This is a genomic window from Sporolactobacillus mangiferae (assembly GCF_023336505.1).
In the GTDB taxonomy this organism is placed as follows: domain Bacteria; phylum Bacillota; class Bacilli; order Bacillales; family Sporolactobacillaceae; genus Sporolactobacillus; species Sporolactobacillus mangiferae.
This window is the reverse complement of sequence record NZ_JAMAST010000002.1, coordinates 299,929-318,372: the sequence shown is the minus strand read 5'-3', so window position 1 is coordinate 318,372 and position 18,444 is coordinate 299,929. Positions and strand designations below refer to the sequence as shown.

At 48.1% G+C, this 18,444-nt stretch carries 15 protein-coding genes; 10 read left to right on the top strand and 5 right to left on the bottom strand.

The window, feature by feature from the left end; translation table 11 throughout:
* Positions 1–136: 136 nt before the first annotated feature.
* The gene (locus M3N64_RS03865) at positions 137–463 is read right to left on the bottom strand and encodes a YdbC family protein (protein ID WP_249098300.1); all 327 of its coding nucleotides are present in this window, start codon (positions 461–463) and stop codon (positions 137–139) included.
* 322 nt (positions 464–785) lie between these two features.
* Here M3N64_RS03865 and M3N64_RS03860 point away from each other — a divergent pair, with 322 nt between their 5' ends.
* Positions 786–1,295: an NUDIX hydrolase gene (locus M3N64_RS03860; protein ID WP_249098295.1), complete on the top strand. Its 510-nt coding sequence runs from the start codon at positions 786–788 to the stop codon at positions 1,293–1,295.
* Here the strand turns inward: M3N64_RS03860 and M3N64_RS03855 are convergent.
* Entirely contained in the window at positions 1,270–1,548 is a 279-nt protein-coding gene (locus tag M3N64_RS03855) for a hypothetical protein (RefSeq protein ID WP_249098293.1), read from the bottom strand. The genes M3N64_RS03860 and M3N64_RS03855 overlap by 26 nt on opposite strands.
* A 391-nt stretch (positions 1,549–1,939) precedes the next feature.
* Complete coding sequence (gene mscL, locus M3N64_RS03850; RefSeq protein WP_249098292.1) at positions 1,940–2,407, bottom strand: large conductance mechanosensitive channel protein MscL; 468 nt, start codon at positions 2,405–2,407, stop codon at positions 1,940–1,942.
* Between the two features lie 128 nt (positions 2,408–2,535).
* Between mscL and M3N64_RS03845 the strand changes: the two genes are divergently transcribed.
* Entirely contained in the window at positions 2,536–3,090 is a 555-nt protein-coding gene (locus tag M3N64_RS03845; RefSeq protein WP_249098289.1) for a superoxide dismutase family protein, read from the top strand.
* 67 nt (positions 3,091–3,157) lie between these two features.
* Here the strand turns inward: M3N64_RS03845 and fabL are convergent, their stop codons facing one another.
* Entirely contained in the window at positions 3,158–3,913 is a 756-nt protein-coding gene (fabL, locus tag M3N64_RS03840; RefSeq protein ID WP_249098287.1) for an enoyl-[acyl-carrier-protein] reductase FabL, read from the bottom strand.
* Between the two features lie 158 nt (positions 3,914–4,071).
* On the opposite strand from fabL, the gene M3N64_RS03835 reads away from it, so the two are divergent.
* The gene (locus M3N64_RS03835; protein WP_249098285.1) at positions 4,072–4,389 is read left to right on the top strand and encodes a hypothetical protein; all 318 of its coding nucleotides are present in this window, start codon (positions 4,072–4,074) and stop codon (positions 4,387–4,389) included.
* On the opposite strand, the gene M3N64_RS03830 is transcribed toward M3N64_RS03835, so the two are convergent.
* Positions 4,386–4,832, bottom strand: coding sequence for an OsmC family protein (locus M3N64_RS03830; RefSeq protein WP_249098283.1), 447 nt, complete (start codon positions 4,830–4,832; stop codon positions 4,386–4,388). The genes M3N64_RS03835 and M3N64_RS03830 overlap by 4 nt on opposite strands.
* Before the next feature lie 114 nt (positions 4,833–4,946).
* Between M3N64_RS03830 and M3N64_RS03825 the strand changes: the two genes are divergently transcribed.
* The 7 genes from M3N64_RS03825 (at position 4,947) to M3N64_RS03795 (ending at position 18,364) form a co-directional block, all read left to right on the top strand.
* Positions 4,947–5,591, top strand: coding sequence for a phosphatase PAP2 family protein (locus M3N64_RS03825; protein WP_249098281.1), 645 nt, complete (start codon positions 4,947–4,949; stop codon positions 5,589–5,591).
* Between the two features lie 38 nt (positions 5,592–5,629).
* Positions 5,630–6,067, top strand: a complete 438-nt coding sequence (locus M3N64_RS03820) for a peptidylprolyl isomerase (protein ID WP_249098279.1) — start codon at positions 5,630–5,632, stop codon at positions 6,065–6,067.
* Between the two features lie 18 nt (positions 6,068–6,085).
* Complete coding sequence (locus M3N64_RS03815) at positions 6,086–6,376, top strand: thiamine-binding protein (RefSeq protein ID WP_249098275.1); 291 nt, start codon at positions 6,086–6,088, stop codon at positions 6,374–6,376.
* Between the two features lie 164 nt (positions 6,377–6,540).
* The gene (addB, locus tag M3N64_RS03810; protein ID WP_249098273.1) at positions 6,541–10,047 is read left to right on the top strand and encodes a helicase-exonuclease AddAB subunit AddB; all 3,507 of its coding nucleotides are present in this window, start codon (positions 6,541–6,543) and stop codon (positions 10,045–10,047) included.
* Positions 10,028–13,771 (top strand): helicase-exonuclease AddAB subunit AddA, encoded by a 3,744-nt coding sequence (gene addA / locus M3N64_RS03805; RefSeq protein ID WP_249098270.1) that lies wholly within the window; start codon positions 10,028–10,030, stop codon positions 13,769–13,771. Before addB ends, addA begins: the two co-directional genes overlap by 20 nt.
* On the top strand, positions 13,771–14,976 hold the full coding sequence (locus M3N64_RS03800; protein WP_249098576.1) for an exonuclease SbcCD subunit D: 1,206 nt from the start codon (positions 13,771–13,773) through the stop codon (positions 14,974–14,976). Before addA ends, M3N64_RS03800 begins: the two co-directional genes overlap by 1 nt.
* Complete coding sequence (locus M3N64_RS03795) at positions 14,963–18,364, top strand: AAA family ATPase (protein WP_249098269.1); 3,402 nt, start codon at positions 14,963–14,965, stop codon at positions 18,362–18,364. Before M3N64_RS03800 ends, M3N64_RS03795 begins: the two co-directional genes overlap by 14 nt.
* Positions 18,365–18,444: the final 80 nt, after the last annotated feature.

Genomic DNA, 18,444 nt, shown 5'->3' with positions numbered 1-18,444 from the left:
ATAAGATGTTATTGGGAGTTTCTAGCGTTCACATGAGCTAAATCGAGCGAACATGCAGAAGGCATTGTTAGGGGAAGTGAAAGCCAGGTACGGATACGAAAAAATTACAAGCTGGAAAATATAAAACGGGATAGGGTTAAGATTGTACCGGTCGCGTTGGCAAAGGAATGTCTAAAGTCTGATGTGTATTCTGAGGAGGCTGACTATTTTGCGGCTGGGGAGTGGATGAAGAGGGAAAGTGCCTGTTCAGCAGATTTCTTAGTGTATCGCATTCCACGTTGGTCAATGTAATGCCACGGCCCATTTTTTTCTTGTCCGGAGCCCAGCTGCGAATATCAAATTTTGCCTCGCGTGCATTCCAGCTGACAAGATTCAGCTCCTTTGTCCAACCACTGTTTTCAGTGGCAATAATTCCATAATGCGTTACAATGCTGAAAGTCACTTCTGAATTTGAATCGGCCATGCAGTAATCACCTCTAAAAAGTTAGTTTTGAACAAATGTTCTGATAATAGTTTATATGCAAACAAACGTTCTGTCAATTGCTTTTTTCTAGCTACGGGCTGACTTTATTACCTGTTTTTCGGAATTTTTTATGAATTTATTACGTTTAAGTACGCAAAGTCCACATTTTTTATGAATATATCCATCTGCGGTGAAGAACAAAATTAATTTTTTACATTCTATTTATGAATTAATCTTTCATTGCCGGATTGCATTTTTGCTATAATAATTGCATACAGAGAAACACGAGAAAAGTACATATTCAGGAAGTGAAGCGGAATTCATGCTGAAGTATACGTTGGCGTTTATAAAAAACGATAATCAATTACTTATGATTAACCGGCAGAAGGCACCCTGGCAGGGCGGATGGAACGGTGTTGGCGGGAAGCTGGAACCGGGGGAAACGCCGGAAGCCTGCGTCATTCGTGAGGTTTGGGAAGAAACCGGGATCAGGCTGGTTAAACCGTTTTTCCGTGGAATCGTGACTTGGCACGGGGAATCGGAACCGGTTCAGGGGATGTATGTCTTTACTGCGCATGTTCCATCGGGCGAGGTGGAACATCTTCCAAGAGCGACAAGGGAAGGGATACTGGCAATGAAAGAGGTATCCTGGATTCTTTCTCAGAGTAATTTCGGGACAGTCCCAACCATTCGTTTCTTTTTAAAAGAGATACTTAATCGCGCCAAAGCACCTGCGGATTATCATTGTACGTTTGACGGTGATCGGTTAGTGCATACTGAAATTCGGGCGCTGACACTTTCTGGTGTCAGTGAGGCAGCAGAATTAAAATGAGCAGCATCGCGCACCCGATGAGTCCGATATAAAGAAGAATCCAATAATCAGCGCCCATCATGACCGTCAGTATCGGAGCAACCATTGAATAGATGCCGGCAATCAGGCACATCATACTTACAGCGAGCCACCATGGCTGCGCTTTTTTTGCGCGACGGTCGATCCATTTAGGTAAATCCATTTTTTTTCTAAGCAAGAACAAAACGATTCCGCAGATAAACAAAATGATCCCAAGTCCAATTAAAAGATGCATACCGGATTTCAACCTCACAAAAACAGCATTTTAATACCTTAATGTTCACTTTAAGTGCAACGGTGCCTCTGTCTGTGCCAGGGTTTGCCAATTGGCCAGTTTTCTAATCCCTATTATACATAAGACTGAGCAAAAATGTTTCCTCACACTAAAAAATGATCACTTGAACCTAAGAAAGCCCGGACAAAGCCCGGTCCACAATCTCCGATCATGATTTATTGATTTATGCCTTTAGCTTTGTATCGGCGCTGTGGCTGCTCGGACAAGCTGAAATCTGCGGGTTTTCCTTTGTCTCGCGATCAGAAGCAATGCTCCGCGCGTTATCCGCGCTTCATTCCGAAAAAAGTGTCCCATTGTCAATCGACTTTTGAGACACCTCCTGATGGTTATTCTATTGTGCATGAGTTGGCTGTGCAGATTGATCTGGAAGATCGGCGGTGCAATGCGCACATTTTGTTGCCTTAACCGGGATTGTCGACAAACAGTAGGGGCATTGTTTTGTTGTCGTCTCGGTTTCCTGCTTATGTGCTGTTCTGGATAGAATTTTAATCGCAAAAAAGATCACTAAGGAAATAATAAAGAAATTAATGACATGGTTAAGGAAAAGCCCATAATTAATGGTCGGTGCGCCTGCTTTCTGAGCGGCGCTGAGGCTGCTGTAGGCATGCCCGGATAAATTCAGATAAAGGCTGCTGAAATCCACACGGCCAAGGAGAAGACCGATCGGCGGCATGACAATGTCTTTGACAAGCGAGCTTACAATTTGACCAAAAGCCGACCCTATAATCACTGCTACTGCAAGATCAATGACATTACCGCGCGCCAGGAATTTTCTGAATTCATTTAAAGTTGTTTTCATAAGCATCCTCCCTGTGCATTTATAAATAAAATCATAGCATTTTCACCGTTTTTTTACACGAAAACAAAATAATATTGTGAGTAAAAAGCGGCACATCGGTACATCCTACACTCGGGAGGTTGATTCGGGTGAGCTACCGAAAATTAATTTATCTTCTTTGTGCGGTTGTTGCTGTCGCTATGGTTATCTATGAACATCATCCTGAAATGATGGCCAATGCGAAAGACAGCAACCATGAGCCACTGGTTGTATCGCTGCTCAATGCGAAAAATGAAGAAATGGGTACAGCAAAGTTAACGGAAACACCGCGGGGCGTACGCATTGAACTGGAAGCAGAAGGATTAAAACCGGGAATCCATGCCATTCATTTTCATGAATACGGCAGCTGCACACCGCCGGATTTTATGTCGGCAGGCGCTCATTTTAACCCACAACATAAAAAACATGGGTTGAAAAATCCTGAAGGTCCGCATGCGGGCGATATGCCTAATATCTTTGCTGACAGTCATGGAAGAGTGAAAACTGTCGTGTTTAATCCTATGGTGACCCTGCAGGAAGGCAAGCCGAATTCTTTAAGAGACGCCGACGGTTCAGCGTTGATCATTCATGAAAAAGGCGATGATCAGGTCACCGATCCCTCCGGAAATGCGGGGGCACGGGTATTATGCGGCGTGATCAAATAAAAAGCAGAACCGTTTACGATCACGGTTCTGCTTTTTCTGTATCAATCATGAAAAAATGTGCTGTCTGTTATTCGGCGAGTAGCGAAAGTCCGCCGTCAACGGTAATCGTTTGACCGCGAATCATGAATGCGGCAGGTGTGCAGAGAAAATAGACCGCTTCGGCAAGATCCTGAGGTTCAACAATCCGTCCGGCAGGATTGTGCTTTGCTGCCTGTTCCAACAGTTCTGCGCGATTTGGAAAATGTTTGAGTGCATCCGTGTCCACGGCTCCGCCGGAAACAGTATTTACAGTAATATTCATAGGTGCAAGGGCAACGGCCAGATAACGCGTGATAGCCTCCACCGCTGCCTTTGAAACGCCGACAACAACATAATTCGGCAGGGCGCGGACGGCGCCGAGGCTGGATAGAGCAACAATATGTCCACCGCCTGTCTTAGTCATCAGTTTTGCCGCGCGCTGAGCAGCGAACAGATAGGCCTTCGCATTGATGTCCTGTGTCCAGTCCCAATGTTTTTCCTGGATATCCATGAGCGGGCGCTGAACACCGGATGCCGCATTGCTGATGAACGCATCAAGTCTGCCGAATACGGATTCAGCAGTGTCGAATAACTGGTCAATTTGTTTCAGCTCGCCAATATTGGCCTTGACAATCTGAACGACTACTTTGTATTTGCTTTCAATGGCTTCTTTTGTTTCTTCTGCATTCGTGCTCTTTCGCGCATAATTTAAAACCAGATTGTACCCGTTTTGAGCGAACTTTTCTGCAATGGCCTTGCCGATACCGCGTGTCCCCCCGGTAATCAATGCCACTTTATTTTCCATGTTGATCTCCTTTTTTTCTATCTGGATTGACAAAACTGTGTTCAGTATAGCAAATGACTAAAAAAAAGAACAAGATCATGAAATGCGAGTTCTTTTGTTCGGGACTTCATAATCGACTATGATACACTTAGAGTTAACTGTGGAAGGAGCGTTTTCCGATGATTATTGTCTATTTAAGTTTAACGCTTGTTGCCGTGTCACTCATTCTTTTTGCTGCATATTCGGTAAAAAACGTAAAGCTGATGAACCATTCAATAGCCAGAATTGCCAAAACCGGCGCGGATGTTGAAAAACAATCTGCAGCGATCATGAATGAAAAAAATGAACTGACACTGAATATTTCGCGGCTTCAATCTGATTTTACACAGAAAAAAAGCAAAGTTCAGGATGCTGTGCGCCAAACCAGGCAGTCAGCACTTGCTGCTCAGATTGCTTTGCGCAAGGGTAAGGCACTGCTTAAAAACGAGTCGGATTAAATCAGGGATGTAAACGCCGGGTCAATCCGGATGGCTACATTCCCTCTGACTGCCTTGGCCATCACGCAGTCTTGTTCCGCCTTTTGGATACACTGTCTAAGTCGCTCTGTTAATTCATCGGTGAGCGTTTCTTTTAGAAAGATACGCGGATGGTGGACGACCCGGTCCAGTTGAAGACCGCCTTCGTTTGTAACGACGGCTTCCGTACGTATATCGATACGCGCGTATGCGATGGCTTCCTTTTTCAAACGGATGCCGAGCGTAATCATGTAACAGGAGGCAAGCGCGCTGATCATCAGTTCATCCGGGTTCGTTCCGATCCCAAGTCCGGACATCGATGAGTCGACGGAGATGGCCGAATTCAGCCCTGCTGTCTGAATCATGCCTTTACCGTCCCATGAACCTGTCCAAGAACCTTCAAGAGTGAAAGAAAAATCGGTCATAAAGTTCATCCCCTTAGATAATATACAAAGAGACATGCTTAAGCAATATCTTTATCGTAGCATAAGAAGTGCTGATAAACGGCGCAAATGCCTCAAGGTGGGAGGATGATGGTGATGGGAGAAAAGAAAAGGGGAGAAGCACTGGTTCCATGGTTATGGACAGGGATGATTTGTGCGCTTGTTTTCTTAATTCTGGTGATTGTGATTCGGCAGCCCGCGATTCAGGCATTTGATCGTATGCTAATCAAGAGCCTGGATTTGATCAGAACACCTGAACTGATTTCTTTTTTTAAAAAAATAACGAATATGGCATCAAGTAACTTTTTGTTTTTTCTGATTGCTTTATTTATGGTTTACTTTTTATTGCGCAAAAAATTTATGCCGCTGATTTTACTGCCCGCTGTTTTTCTTATTGAGCGGTATGCAAATAGTGTGCTGAAACACTGGGTGATGCGGAATCGTCCTCCGTTTCCTCATCTCGTGCATGAGACCGGTTACAGCTTTCCGAGCGGCCATGCCATGAATGCATCGACCGTGTATGGCCTGCTGATCCTGCTTATGCTGCCGCTGATTAAAACACGGTGGATACGTGTTGCATGGGCGGTGGTCGGATTGACGCTGATCTTGCTGATCGGTTTCAGCCGTCCGTTTCTTCGCGTTCACTATTTTACCGATATTATTGCCGGTTACTGCGCCGGGGGTGTGCTGATCAGTTTATCTGCAATTGCACTTATTTTTGTATATAATAGGAAACGTTGAGACAAACCGCGCAGAACGCGCGAGAGCGGAGGAACTCCATGAAAAAGGGTTCAATAACGATGGCAAACGGGGAAAACATTACGATCAAGTTTTTTCCCGAAGATGCCCCGAATACAGTTGCTAATTTCGAAAAACTGGCGAATTCCGGATTTTATGACGGCTTGACTTTCCATCGCGTGATCCCGGGTTTTGTCAGCCAGGGCGGTGATCCGACCGGAACAGGTATGGGCGATGCCGGTTACACGATTAAATGCGAGACAGATGGAAATCCAAACAAACATGTTGCCGGTGCGCTGTCAATGGCCCACGCAGGAAGAGATACCGGCTCCTGCCAGTTTTTTATTGTTCACGAACCGCAGCCGCATCTGGATGGTGTGCATACCGTTTTCGGACAAGTAACAAGCGGTTTAGAAGCCGTGCTGGCGATGGAAAACGGTGACATCATGCAAAAGGTAAAGGTCTGGGACGAAGACTAATTCAGGAGGTGCGGTCCAATGCCGATCAGCAATGTAGGATTACAGATTCTTCCCTTTTCAAAGAAAAAGGATACTTATGCTTTGGTGGACGAAGCCATCAAAGTCATTCAGGAATCCGGAGTAAAATATGAAGTTACCGCAATGGAAACGATTCTTGAGGGTGAACTGGACGAACTCCTGGAAGTTGTCAAAAAAACCATCCATGCAACCGTGGAAGCGGGAGCTGATGAAGTGGCAGCAGAAGTCAAAATCCACTTTCGGCCTCAAGGGACATCGATCGAAGAAAAGGTCGGGAAATACCGGAAATGATCTGAGCCTGTAACGCACAAAAACCGCGGATGAATGAACGTCCGCGGTTTTTGCTTCATTGTACGAAATAAATTGGGCGTTCTGTAAAAGAACTGATGTTCTGTCTATGTTATAATTAAGACACTATTAAGGACCTTTACCGGTAGGACATCGGGGGGAGAGTTATGTCGGTACGATTTGTATTGGGACGGCCGGGAACAGGGAAAACCGCTGGTGCACTGGCAGAAATCCGTGACCGTCTTCGCGAAAATCCGAACGGGACGCCGCTGATTTATTTAGTACCGGAGCATATGACGTTCAGTATGGAATATGCGCTGGCCACTACGCCCGGATTAGGCGGAATGACACGCCTGAATGTGTACAGCTTGCCAAGACTTGCGTTGCGCGTGCTGCAGCAGGCGGGCGGGGCGACGCGCAAACATCTGAATGCAACCGGCATTTCCATGCTTCTGCGAAAAATTGTTGAACAGAAAAAGGGAGAGCTCCGACTGTTTCAGAAAGCATCGCGGCAGAACGGTTTTTATGATCTGCTCAGTGATACGCTTATTGAATTTAAACGCTTCCGCCTTGAACCTGAAGAGATTGCGGATGAGATTCGGCATTTATCGGGCGATGATGCAGAACAGCAGCTTCTGCGGGACAAGCTGCATGATTTATCATTAATCTATCAATCTTTTTCACAGGCATTGGAAGGAAAATATATTGACAGCGAAGACTATTTAAATTTGATGGCAGAACGTATGGATCATGCTGATTTTTTAAAAGAAGCAGAGGTATGGATTGACGGTTTTCAAACGATGACACCGCAGGAAATGCTGATTGCCGAACGGCTTATGGAGCAATGCAGACGCGTGACGATTCTGTTAAGTACAGATCAAGCCTATGAACATGCGCCGGATGAGTATTCTGTATTCCGGCACTCCGCCATGCTTTTTCTGCAATTGAAAGAGCGCGCGGAGCTGGACGGCCTTTCAATTGAGGCCGTGCATGTCAAAAAGCAGATTCTGAGACCGGATGCTCCGGCACTGACGCATTTAATCGGTCATTTTGGACAATATCCATTGAAAAAAAGCGGCCAGACTGAAGGCGTAACATGTACCGAAGCGGCAAATCGGCGGGAAGAAGTGGAGCAGACGGCACGCAGGCTGATTGCCTATGCCCGGTCCGGAGACAGCCGATTTCGCGACATGACGGTACTCGTCCGAAATCTGGATGACTACTACGATTTACTGGTCACTATTTTTGAAGACTATCAAATTCCTTTCTTTATTGATCAGAAAATGCCGATGAAACACCATCCGCTGATCGAATTTATCCGCTCTGCTCTGGAAACCATTCAGCAGAACTGGCGGTATGAACCGCTGTTTCGCTGCGTTAAAACAGATTTTCTGATTCCGCTTGAAGCGGATATGGACGAAGCGCACGACGGCCTGAATCGATTGGAAAATTATATAATTGCACACGGTTTTTATGGAAAAAAATGGACGGACGGCGAACCGTGGCATTTTCAAATTTACCGTGGTCTTGAAGAAATAAACAGAGAACAATCGGCAGAGGAAATGAAAACAGAACGATTAATTAATAAGTACAGAATGATCGTTGCTGAACCGCTTGCCGCACTGGAGGGGCAGCTGAGAGGGGCCGTAACGGTTGCTGAACAATGCACGGCGCTCTACGACTTTCTGGTTGCATCCGCCGTACCGGAAAAGCTGGAGCGGATGGCCTTGCGTGATGAACGGAAAAATCGTCTGACAGAAGCAAAGGAACACGGTCAGGTCTGGAAAGCATTGATTGAGTTACTGGATCAATGTGTCGAGGCTTCCGGCGAGGAGCGGATAAATCTGGATCTGTTTATCAGTATTATGGATGCCGGTCTGGATGCCCTGGAGTTTGCCATGGTCCCTCCGGCACTGGACCAGGTGTTGATCGGGAGCCTGGACCGGATACGTTCCACGGAAATCAGGCATGTGTTCCTGCTCGGGGTGAACGAGGGCGTTCTGCCGGCCAAACTTTCAGAACATGGTTTGCTTTCGGGCAAAGACCGCGAGTTGCTTCAGGATACAGGAATGACCGTCGGAGCCGGTGAAACGGAACAGATGTCCATTGAGAACGAGCTGATCTACCGCGCACTGACTTTAGCGAAAAATGGAATTCATCTTTCTTTTCCACTTGCTTCGGAAGATGGTGAATCACTGCGCCCATCTCCGCTGATTATGTGGCTCAAGCGGCTGTTTCCTGATCTTGTGCTGAGACAGACACCCGGAGAGACGCGAAGTTTGAGGGAATTGGAGCAGCTCGCTCTGATCAGCGCACCGCAAAAAACAATCGGTCTCCTTGCCGCACAGCTTCGCGAATGGCGGAGCGGTTACCCGATCGCTGAATTATGGTGGGATGCGTATAACTGGTTTATCGCTCATCGCGAATGGGGACATGCGTCACAAATGGCAATATCGAGCCTGTTTGCACGGAATGATGAACAACTGAGTCTTGGATCAGCACGTGCGTTGTATGGAGAGACGATTCAGACCAGTGTGTCGCGCATGGAAAAATTCGTTTCCTGTCCTTTTTCGCAGTTTGCTGCGTATGGGTTAAAGCTTAACGAACGCGATGTTTTTCAATTGTCGGCGCCGGACATTGGGCAACTGTTTCATTTGGCAATTAAACGAATGACTGCGCAGGTCATGCATACAAAACGGAATTGGCAGGATCTGTCTCCGGAAGAATGCGATCGATTGGCTGCTGACACCGTTAATGATCTTGCCCCGCGTTTGCAGCGGCAAATTTTAACCAGCTCCAATCGTTATCGGTACATGCAGCACAAATTGACGCAAGTGGTCGCAAGAGTTGCCCGCGTAATGCGCCGCCATGCCCAATTGAGCGGATTTTCACCGGTCAGTCTGGAACTTCCTTTCGGACCGGGCGCACCGCTTCCGGCGCTTGAATTCCCTTTAAAGGGCGGCGCGCGAATGGAAGTTGTCGGGCGTATTGATCGTGTTGACCGTGCACGCGATGATCAGGGACGGTTGCTGCTGAGAGTGATTGATTATAAATCAGGCGCGAAAAATCTGAATCTCTCGGAAGTATATTACGGGCTCGCACTTCAGATGCTGACTTATCTTGATGTGATCATTACTTATTCAAGACAATGGCTCGGTGCCGAGGCTGATCCGGCAGGCGTTCTCTATTTTCATGTGCATAACCCGGTGCTGAATCTCGATGAACGGCTGCCTGAAGATGAGCTGGAGCATGAACTTTATAAACGATTTAAAATGAAAGGCCTGCTGCTCCAGGATGAAGAGGCACTGCGTTTAACCGATCAAAGTGCGAATGGCGGCCAGTCGGAAATTGCTCCGTTCGGTGTTAAAAAGAATGGTGAATTTTATAAAAATTCATCACTTGCCGGGAAAGAAGAATTTGAGACACTTCGGCACTACACTCGCCAGATCATGACTGAGACAGGCTGCCGGATTATTGACGGAGACGTGACGATTGCGCCATATAAGTTTGACGGACAGGTACCGTGCGCCCATTGTTCATTCCGTCCGGTTTGCAGATTTGATCAGTCACAGCCCGGAAACCAGTACCGTCTGCTGAAGAAAATGAGTGACGAGAACGTTCTGAAGAAAGTGGCGGAATTGGGGGCGAAGACCGATGAACATGAAACAGAATGAGCGGCAATGGACGGACGCGCAATGGCGGGCGATTACCGAAAGCGGCCACGATCTGCTGGTTGCTGCCGCGGCCGGTTCGGGGAAAACGGCGGTACTTGTTGAACGCATGATCCGAAAAGTGACGGACCCGCTGCAGAGGACAAATATTGATGATCTGCTGGTCGTTACGTTTACCAAAGCAGCTGCCGCGGAAATGCGGGAGCGCATCGGGCGTGCACTTGACGAGTGTCTGGAAAAGGAACCCGAAAATCTGTTTCTTCGCCGTCAGCAAAGCCTGCTCGGCAAAGCGTCCATTATGACACTGCACGCTTTTTGCATGTCCGTTGTGAAACAATATTACTATTTTCTTGACCTGGATCCTGCGTTTCGGCTGCTTGATGAAACGGAGGCCGCCCTTCTACGCGAGGAGGTCCTTGAAAACCTGCTTGAAGATTATTATGCTTCAAATAATCCTGAATTTTACCGACTTGTTGACCGTTACTCGAATGATCGAAACGATGATGCATTGAGCCATATGCTGCTTAACGTTTATGAATTTTCCATGAGCCATCCCTGGCCGGATGATTGGCTGGACCATATTTCCGAATCCTATAAGACAGAGGGAACGGATTCCATTGATCATTTTGAATGGATGAACGATTTGAAACGGTCACTGGCCCGATTTATTTCTGAAGCCGTACGCGTCTATCAGAAAGTGCTGGCCTTGTGTCATGTGCCAGGTGGGCCGGATGCTTATGCCGATATGTTAACGAATGAATTGCGTGTGCTGATGCAGATTCAATCATCGGTCAGCACAGAATGGGAGGCGATTCGATCAGCTTTCCGCGCCATGACATTCGGCAAACTGAAAGCGATCCGTGACAAATCGGTTGACACGGAACTTAAGGAACAGGTTAAGAAAATGCGTGATAAAATCAAGAAAAAATTTGCTGAACTGCAAGGTCAGTGGTTTTCGCATTCTTCTGAGGAAGCCATGCGCGATTTAAATGACATGGCACCGTCTGTACAGTTGATCACGGAACTGGTCAAAACCTTTGCAAAAAGATTTAAGGCAGAGAAAAGGCGGCGGGCCGTGCTCGACTTTTCCGATCTTGAACATGAGTGTCTGGCTGTTCTTCGCGGACCGGATGCATCTCCTGAATGGGAACAGCCGTCTGTTGTTGCGGAACAGTTCCGCGCACGTTTTCAAGAAGTAATGGTCGATGAATATCAGGATACAAACCGCGTTCAGGAAGCCATCCTAAATCTGATCTCCAGAGACAGTGCGGATGGCGGCAATCGATTTATGGTCGGCGATGTCAAGCAGAGCATTTACGGCTTTCGCCTGGCAGAACCGGGCCTGTTTGTCGAGAAATACAAAACATTTTTACAGCCTGATTCACCGGGACAGGTCATTGATCTGTCAAACAACTTCCGAAGCAGGCAGGAAGTCATTGACGCGGTAAACTTTCTTTTCAGACAGACAATGGATGAAACGGTCGGGGGCGTGAATTATGATGCTGCCGCTGAATTGCGCTGCGGCGCCCAATATCCTAATGAGGAACGGACGGTAGATCTGGAACTGATTGACCGGACAGGCTCTGAGGGAGAGGATGCGGCGGAATCGGGCGAGATGGAGACGGCAGAACTGGAGGCGGAAGCTGTTGCGGATCGAATTCAGGCAATGATTGGTGACGGTTCTTCTCCCGCATTTCAGGTGTATGACCGGGAACTGAAACAAATGCGTCCGATCCGATATCGTGACATGGCGATCCTTCTCCGCTCTTCCAGCACGTCGGCCCCAGTTATCAAGGATGTACTTGGTATTCGCGGGATACCTGCTTATGCAGAATTGACCAGAGGCTATTTCGATACGGTAGAAGTCTCGGTCATGCTTGCACTGCTTCAGGTGATTGATAACCCGGATCAGGATATACCGCTTGCAGCTGTGCTGCGTTCACCGATTCTTGGCGTGCATGCGGATACACTCGCGTCTATTCGTATGGCCGACCGTGAAGCGAGCTTTTATCAGGCACTGAACCGCTTCGTTCGGGACGGCAACCATGAATCCGTGAAAAAACTGTCTTTATTTCTTTCGAAAATCAATGAATGGCGTGAATTCTCCAGAACTCATTCGGTAGCTGAACTCATCTGGCAAATTTATCGCGATACCGGCTACTACGATTATGCTGGCGGTCTGATCGGTGGTACGCAGCGACAGGCAAATCTCAAAGCTTTTTATGACCGTGCAAGGCAATACGAGAAAACCGCATTCCGAGGACTGTTCCGCTTTCTTCGCTTTATTGAGCGTATGCGAGAGAACGGTGGTGATTTGGGCGAAGCGCGTGAATTGAGCGAGCAGGCGGATGTCGTTCGAATCATGACCATTCACAAGAGCAAGGGGCTGGAGTTTCCGGTTGTGTTTGTTGCAGGTATGAACAGGCGTTTCAATATGCGTGACACAACGGCAGCCGCACTGCTCCACAAAGATCTTGGCTTCGGTACGAAATGGATCAATTCGGAATTAAGAGCCAGTGTACCGACGCTGCCATATCTTGCGATTAAAGAGCGGATGAGGGCGGATGCGGTCTCTGAAGAACTGCGTATTCTGTACGTCGCCGTGACACGCGCGAAAGAAAAACTGATTCTGATCGGCACGGTTAAGGATGCGAAAAAACAGATGAATCCATTCAGCATGCTGCTGCACGAGCATGACTGGCTGCTTCCCGATGATCTTCGCGCTTCCGCCAGCAGTTTTTTCGACTGGGTGCTTCCGTCTGTTGCACGTCACGCTTCATCCGATACACTTCATCAATTATTGGGGGAAAAGCCTGATCGGACAGCGGTTTCCGGCGATCCTTCGTTGTGGACCGTACAAAGGATTGCGGCTTCCATGCTTGCGGGTGCAACCGAATCAAAGCGAAAGATCGATGATGGGCGGTTCGTTCAGGTGAAGCAGGGAAAACCGGTTACCTCACATTCCGGAATGCAGGATGAAGTGGTTGCCCGGCTCAACTGGCAGTATCCGTATGCGCCTGCTGCCGGATCAATGGCAAAGCAAACAGTTACTGAGTTAAAAGTGCAGCAGGATTATTTCAGCGATGGAACAGATGATCGATTGCTTCGCGATTCGGAACGCTGGCATTTCATTGGCAGTGAGCGACCACAGTTTCTTCAGCATGGCTCACTTTCGGCGGCTGAACGCGGTACGGCGCTGCATTTACTGATGCAGCATCTTGATTTGAAAAAAACCGCCACAGCACGGCAGCTGAAGGAGCAGGGGGTAACTCTGGTCGAAAAAGAAATCATCACAGCCGCACAGGAAGAAAGCCTTGACTATCCGGCCGTTATGCGATTTTTTCAATCACCGGCCGGACAAAAGATGCTGGCAGCGAGCAAGGTGATTCGAGAATGTCCGTTCAGTCTCGCGCTTTCGGCAAACGAGGTTTATCCGTCATGGAATAAAGCGGAGCAATCCGAGATGGTGCTTGTGCAGGGGGTCATTGACTGTATTATTGAAGATCCCGAAGGATTGATATTGCTTGACTATAAAACCGACCGCCTGTCCCGCCGCTTCCAAGATCAGGCAGCTGCGGCAGCTGAATTGAAACGCCGGTATCATATCCAGCTGAATCTTTATCGGCGTGCCGTCGAGAAAATATGGAAGCGAAAAATTGCACGTGTTCTGCTCTATGCTTTTGACATTGACTGTCTTGTCGATCTGACTGAAAGGGGAAACGAATGATGCGACTGCTTCATACTGCTGACTGGCATCTGGGGCGCAGACTGGAAGGACGTTCACGTGAAGAAGAGCAGGAGCAGGTGATGGACGAACTTTGCGCGATCGCCGACGATGAAAGGGTGGATGTGATTTTAATGGCCGGTGATGTGTTTGACACGGTGAATCCACCGGCATCCAGTGAGGCGCTGTTTTATGAGACGGCACAGCGACTGTCATCAGGCGGGAGGCGGCCAGTGCTGGTGATTGCCGGCAACCATGACAGTCCCGAACGTCTGGAGGCGCCTGGTCCGCTGGCCGGCAGACAGGGGATCACCATCATTGGCAAGCCTGTCAGCCAGCCGGTGACCGTACCGGTTTTGAGTCAGAATGAAAAGCTTGTACTAAGCTGTGTTCCTTATCCTTCTGAATCCAGATTAAACGAATGCCTGAGTACAGTAAATGATGAGGAACTGATCAAGTTGGCATATAATGACCGGCTCGCCGAACTTTTCAACTGGCATGCCCGTTCTTTTGAAAAAGAGGCTGTTAATCTATTAATGACGCATCTTTTTGCCGCAGGGGGAAAAGAATCCGATTCCGAACGGCCGATTCAGGTAGGCGGCGCTTATACCGTTCATCCGAATATCTTTCCACCCAAGGCTCAATATGTTGCGCTTGGGCATCTTCACCGTCCGCAAACATTAAAAAACACATCCGTACCGGTACGCTATGCTGGCTCTCCGCTTGCCTACAGCTTTTCAGAAGCTGGTTCGTCCAAGTCAGTGACGATTATCGATGTTTCGCCGGAGCAGCAATGCTCAATTCGTGAAATTGAGCTTAAATCCGGTCGCCCGCTTGTTCGCTGGCATGCGGATCGTGGAATGAATCAGGTCCGCCAGTGGATCGATGAGCAACGTGATTCGGAGGCATGGATCGATCTTGAAATCCGTCTTGATGATGCCATGAGCATGCATGACATTCAGATGCTGCGCAAGGCGAGACCGCGTATTGTTACTATCCGGCCCGTTTACAAAGAAAATAATGATATGGCAGTCGAGCCGATGCGAACTCATTTGCCAATTGATGAGCTCTTCATTCGATTTTACAAAAAACAAACCGCGGGCGCTGAACCAGACACTGAACTCGTTCGTTTGTTTATGCGATTGATCAGTGAAGAAGAATCGGTACGAGAAGCGGCGGCGGGGAGGGCAGAACATGAAACCGATTGAGTTAACAATAAAAGGGTTGAACAGTTTTCGCGAGGAGCAGGTCATTGATTTTGAAACGCTGTGCGCGGACGGACTGTTTGGTATTTTCGGGCCGACGGGAAGCGGAAAATCAACCGTTCTTGACGGGATCACGCTGGCACTGTATGGAACAGTTGAGCGTGCGGCAAATCATATAAATGGCATACTGAATCAGCTTGAGGATCAGATGTCAGTTGGTTTTACCTTCGAACTTTCCGGTGTCCAGCCTGTACGTTACCGCGCGGAACGCAGCTATAAAAGAACAAAGGACGGCGGTCTGCGCCTCGCCAGCTGCCGTTTATTAAAATTTGGGAAAGGCCGCCAAGTGATTGCGGACAAAGAACGTGATCTGACACGTTCAGTTCAGGAGATCCTTGGACTGACCCATGATGACTTCACACGTGCGGTTGTTTTGCCGCAAGGGAAATTTGCTGAATTTCTGACTTTGAAAGGCAGTGAGCGCCGCCAAATGCTTCAGCGGCTGTTTCATCTTGAAAAATACGGAGATGAGCTTGGCACAAAACTGAAAGAGGCAGCTGAAGAACGGAAACACGCACTGGAGATCATTACTGAAAAACAGGCGATGCTTGGGGATGCATCAGAGCAGGCCGTTCTGGAAGCGCGGGCGCATTGTATGGAAATTGAACGTCAGCTCCGCTCCGTCCGGGAAACATTTGCGAAAACCGAGACAATAAAACTCGATTACGAAATGATCCGCGGGCTCACTGAGGATAAGGAAGCGAAGGCGCGGGCACTGCAAAAGCTGCAGCAGGAAGATATGAAATACCAGGCTATAAAAGATAAGCTGAAACTGGATGAAGCGGCTGACAAGCTGATCCCATATATGGAGACACTGATTGATGCGGAAAAGGAAGCACATGAAGCAAAAGATACATACAATGCGCAGATCACCGAGCGGGCACATGCGCAGGAGCAGCTGGCTGCCGCCCGGGAAGCAGGAGAACAAGCGAAGCATGCCAGAGATCAACGCGAACCTGAACTTGAGGCAGAAAAACAGCGTCTGATTCAGGGGATATCCATTCAGGCACAGTTGAAAAATGAACAAGCGCTGTTCATAGAGCAGAATGCGAAGCAAACCGAGTTAACAGCGAAACAGAAACACATTCTGGCGTTGGCCGATCAGGAACAGGCACAGCTTGGCAAGCTGAAGGCGGATTTGGAGCATGAAGAACGGATGCTGGCCCAGTACAGTATAAACAGTCAGGATCGCGCGCGTGTTCAGCAAGCGCTTGCTGAGAAAAAAGAAATTGATCTTCTGGAGCGTTATCTTGAAGAAAAGCGCGGAGAATGGAAGACACTTCGTGATGCATGGCGAAGCTGCCAACAGATAATAAACGAGCTTGAGCAGGCGCGGACGGCAATGAATGAAAAAGCCTGCACACTCTTCAGACAACATCAGTTCATTTATAATCAGGCCATTGAAACGAACCGTATGAGCGGCGCGTTGCAGACGTTTATTGATATGCAAAATAAAAAAATGGATCAACGGTATGAAGAAATGAACCGGCATAAAATTGCTTTGCAATTGGCTGAAGCACTCCATGACGGTGAGCCGTGTCCGGTTTGTGGCGCGCTTGACCACCCGAATCCTGCTGCCGCCGATCTATCGATTACTGAAAATGAAGTAAAGGACAGACAGAATGCTTATCAGCATGCCTCTGAGTCCTTGCTGGACCAGATTCAAAAAGAGAGTCTCCTGATTGCACAGATGGAGCAGCAGGCCAGCATGTTTCCAGAGTCTGCAATGCATATAAAAAATGAAAGCAAAGTAGATCAGGAGATCTCAGCCGATTTTACTCAATGGGCAGCATCCGGCATTCAGGAGCCACTCAGCCGCATTAACCGAATGGTGAAGGAACAGAAGCAGGAACAGCTGCGAATCGGTGAGCAGCTCAGCCGATTGCTGGAAGACATGAGGAAAAATGAAACGGAGTATTCGAAGGTCAAGGCACAGGCGGACATGGATCAGGAAAAAATGAATGCGCTGCAGATTCAGGCGGTGGAAAAAAAGCATGAATTTGAGAAAAGGTTGCGTCAATGGAAGGAAGTTTTTTATCCGACTTTTGAACAGATGGCGCAGGAGGACCAGGTGATTCGTGCATCCGATGAGAAAACGGAGCTGCTGCAGCGAAGCATTCAGACTTTGAAAGATCAATTGAAGCCGCTGGAACTCAAGGCAGATCGAGATCGCGAGCAGCTGCGCACCTTGGACAGTCAGTTGAGTGAGCTGCACGGCCGAACCGATTCATTAAAGAAATCGATACAGCAATGGCGTCTCCGGATGCAGAAACTCGGATTAGATGAACGAGAAGAGTTGAAGCTACGGGTACGCGAAACAGAACAGGAAAGGGAGCGTCTGAAAAACGAGTATGTGCAGGCCGATCAGCATGCACACGCACTGCTTGAACGCTTTCATCAGATTGACAAAAGTTTTGCCAATGCTTCTGATCGTGTATCACGTGCCGAGCATGCACAGCAAATCGCACTGGAAAAATGGGAAAAGCGATTGGAAACATCTCAGTTTGATGAGCGTGAGCAGGTTGCCCATGCTCATCTGGATGAGAGTAGCCGAAATGCGATGAAGCGTGCGCTCAGCCTCTATGAAGAACAGACAGAAAAATTAACTTCTGAGATCCGTTCGCTTGATGGAAAGCTTGCCGGACGGCAAGTGACACAGGAAGTGCTGGAAAAAATAACACAACAATGGACAACGCTGAAAATGAAGGTTCAGTCACTGACTGAGGCATTTGGTGCTGCGGTCAAAGAGCGGGAAAATCGTGAGAAAAATCATCAATTATTTCTTCAGCTTGAGTCCGAACGCAAGAAAAATCAAAAAACATTTGATCAGTTTGAAAAACTTCAGCGCATTTTTCGTGGCAATGCTTTTGTCGAATTTGTCGCACAGGAGCAGCTTCAGCAAGTATGTGCAGCAGCTTCCAAGCGTCTTGGAGAACTGACGCACGGCCGCTATGTACTCGAAGTGGATGCGCAGGGCGGGTTTATCATTCGAGACAATGGGAACGGCGGCATCAAACGTCCTGTCTCCTCATTGTCAGGAGGAGAAACGTTTCTAACATCGCTCGCACTGGCTCTGTCCCTTTCGGAGCAGATTCAGCTGCGTGGGCATGTCCCGCTTCAATTTTTCTTTCTGGATGAGGGATTTGGATCTCTGGACCCGGATCTTCTGGATATGGTCGTTACAGCGCTCGAAAAACTGCATATGCATCGACTGGCGATCGGCGTCATCAGCCATGTTCCTGAGATGCGTGACCGGTTGCCGCGCAAATTAATCGTGACTCCGGCAATTCCGTCAGGACGGGGAAGCAGGGTACACATGGAAATGATTTAGTAACTAGTCAGGCATGCAGAAGGCATTAAATCCTTGAGTTATTTCAGCATCTTCCTGCGTGACTGTTCCAGTTGCTGATG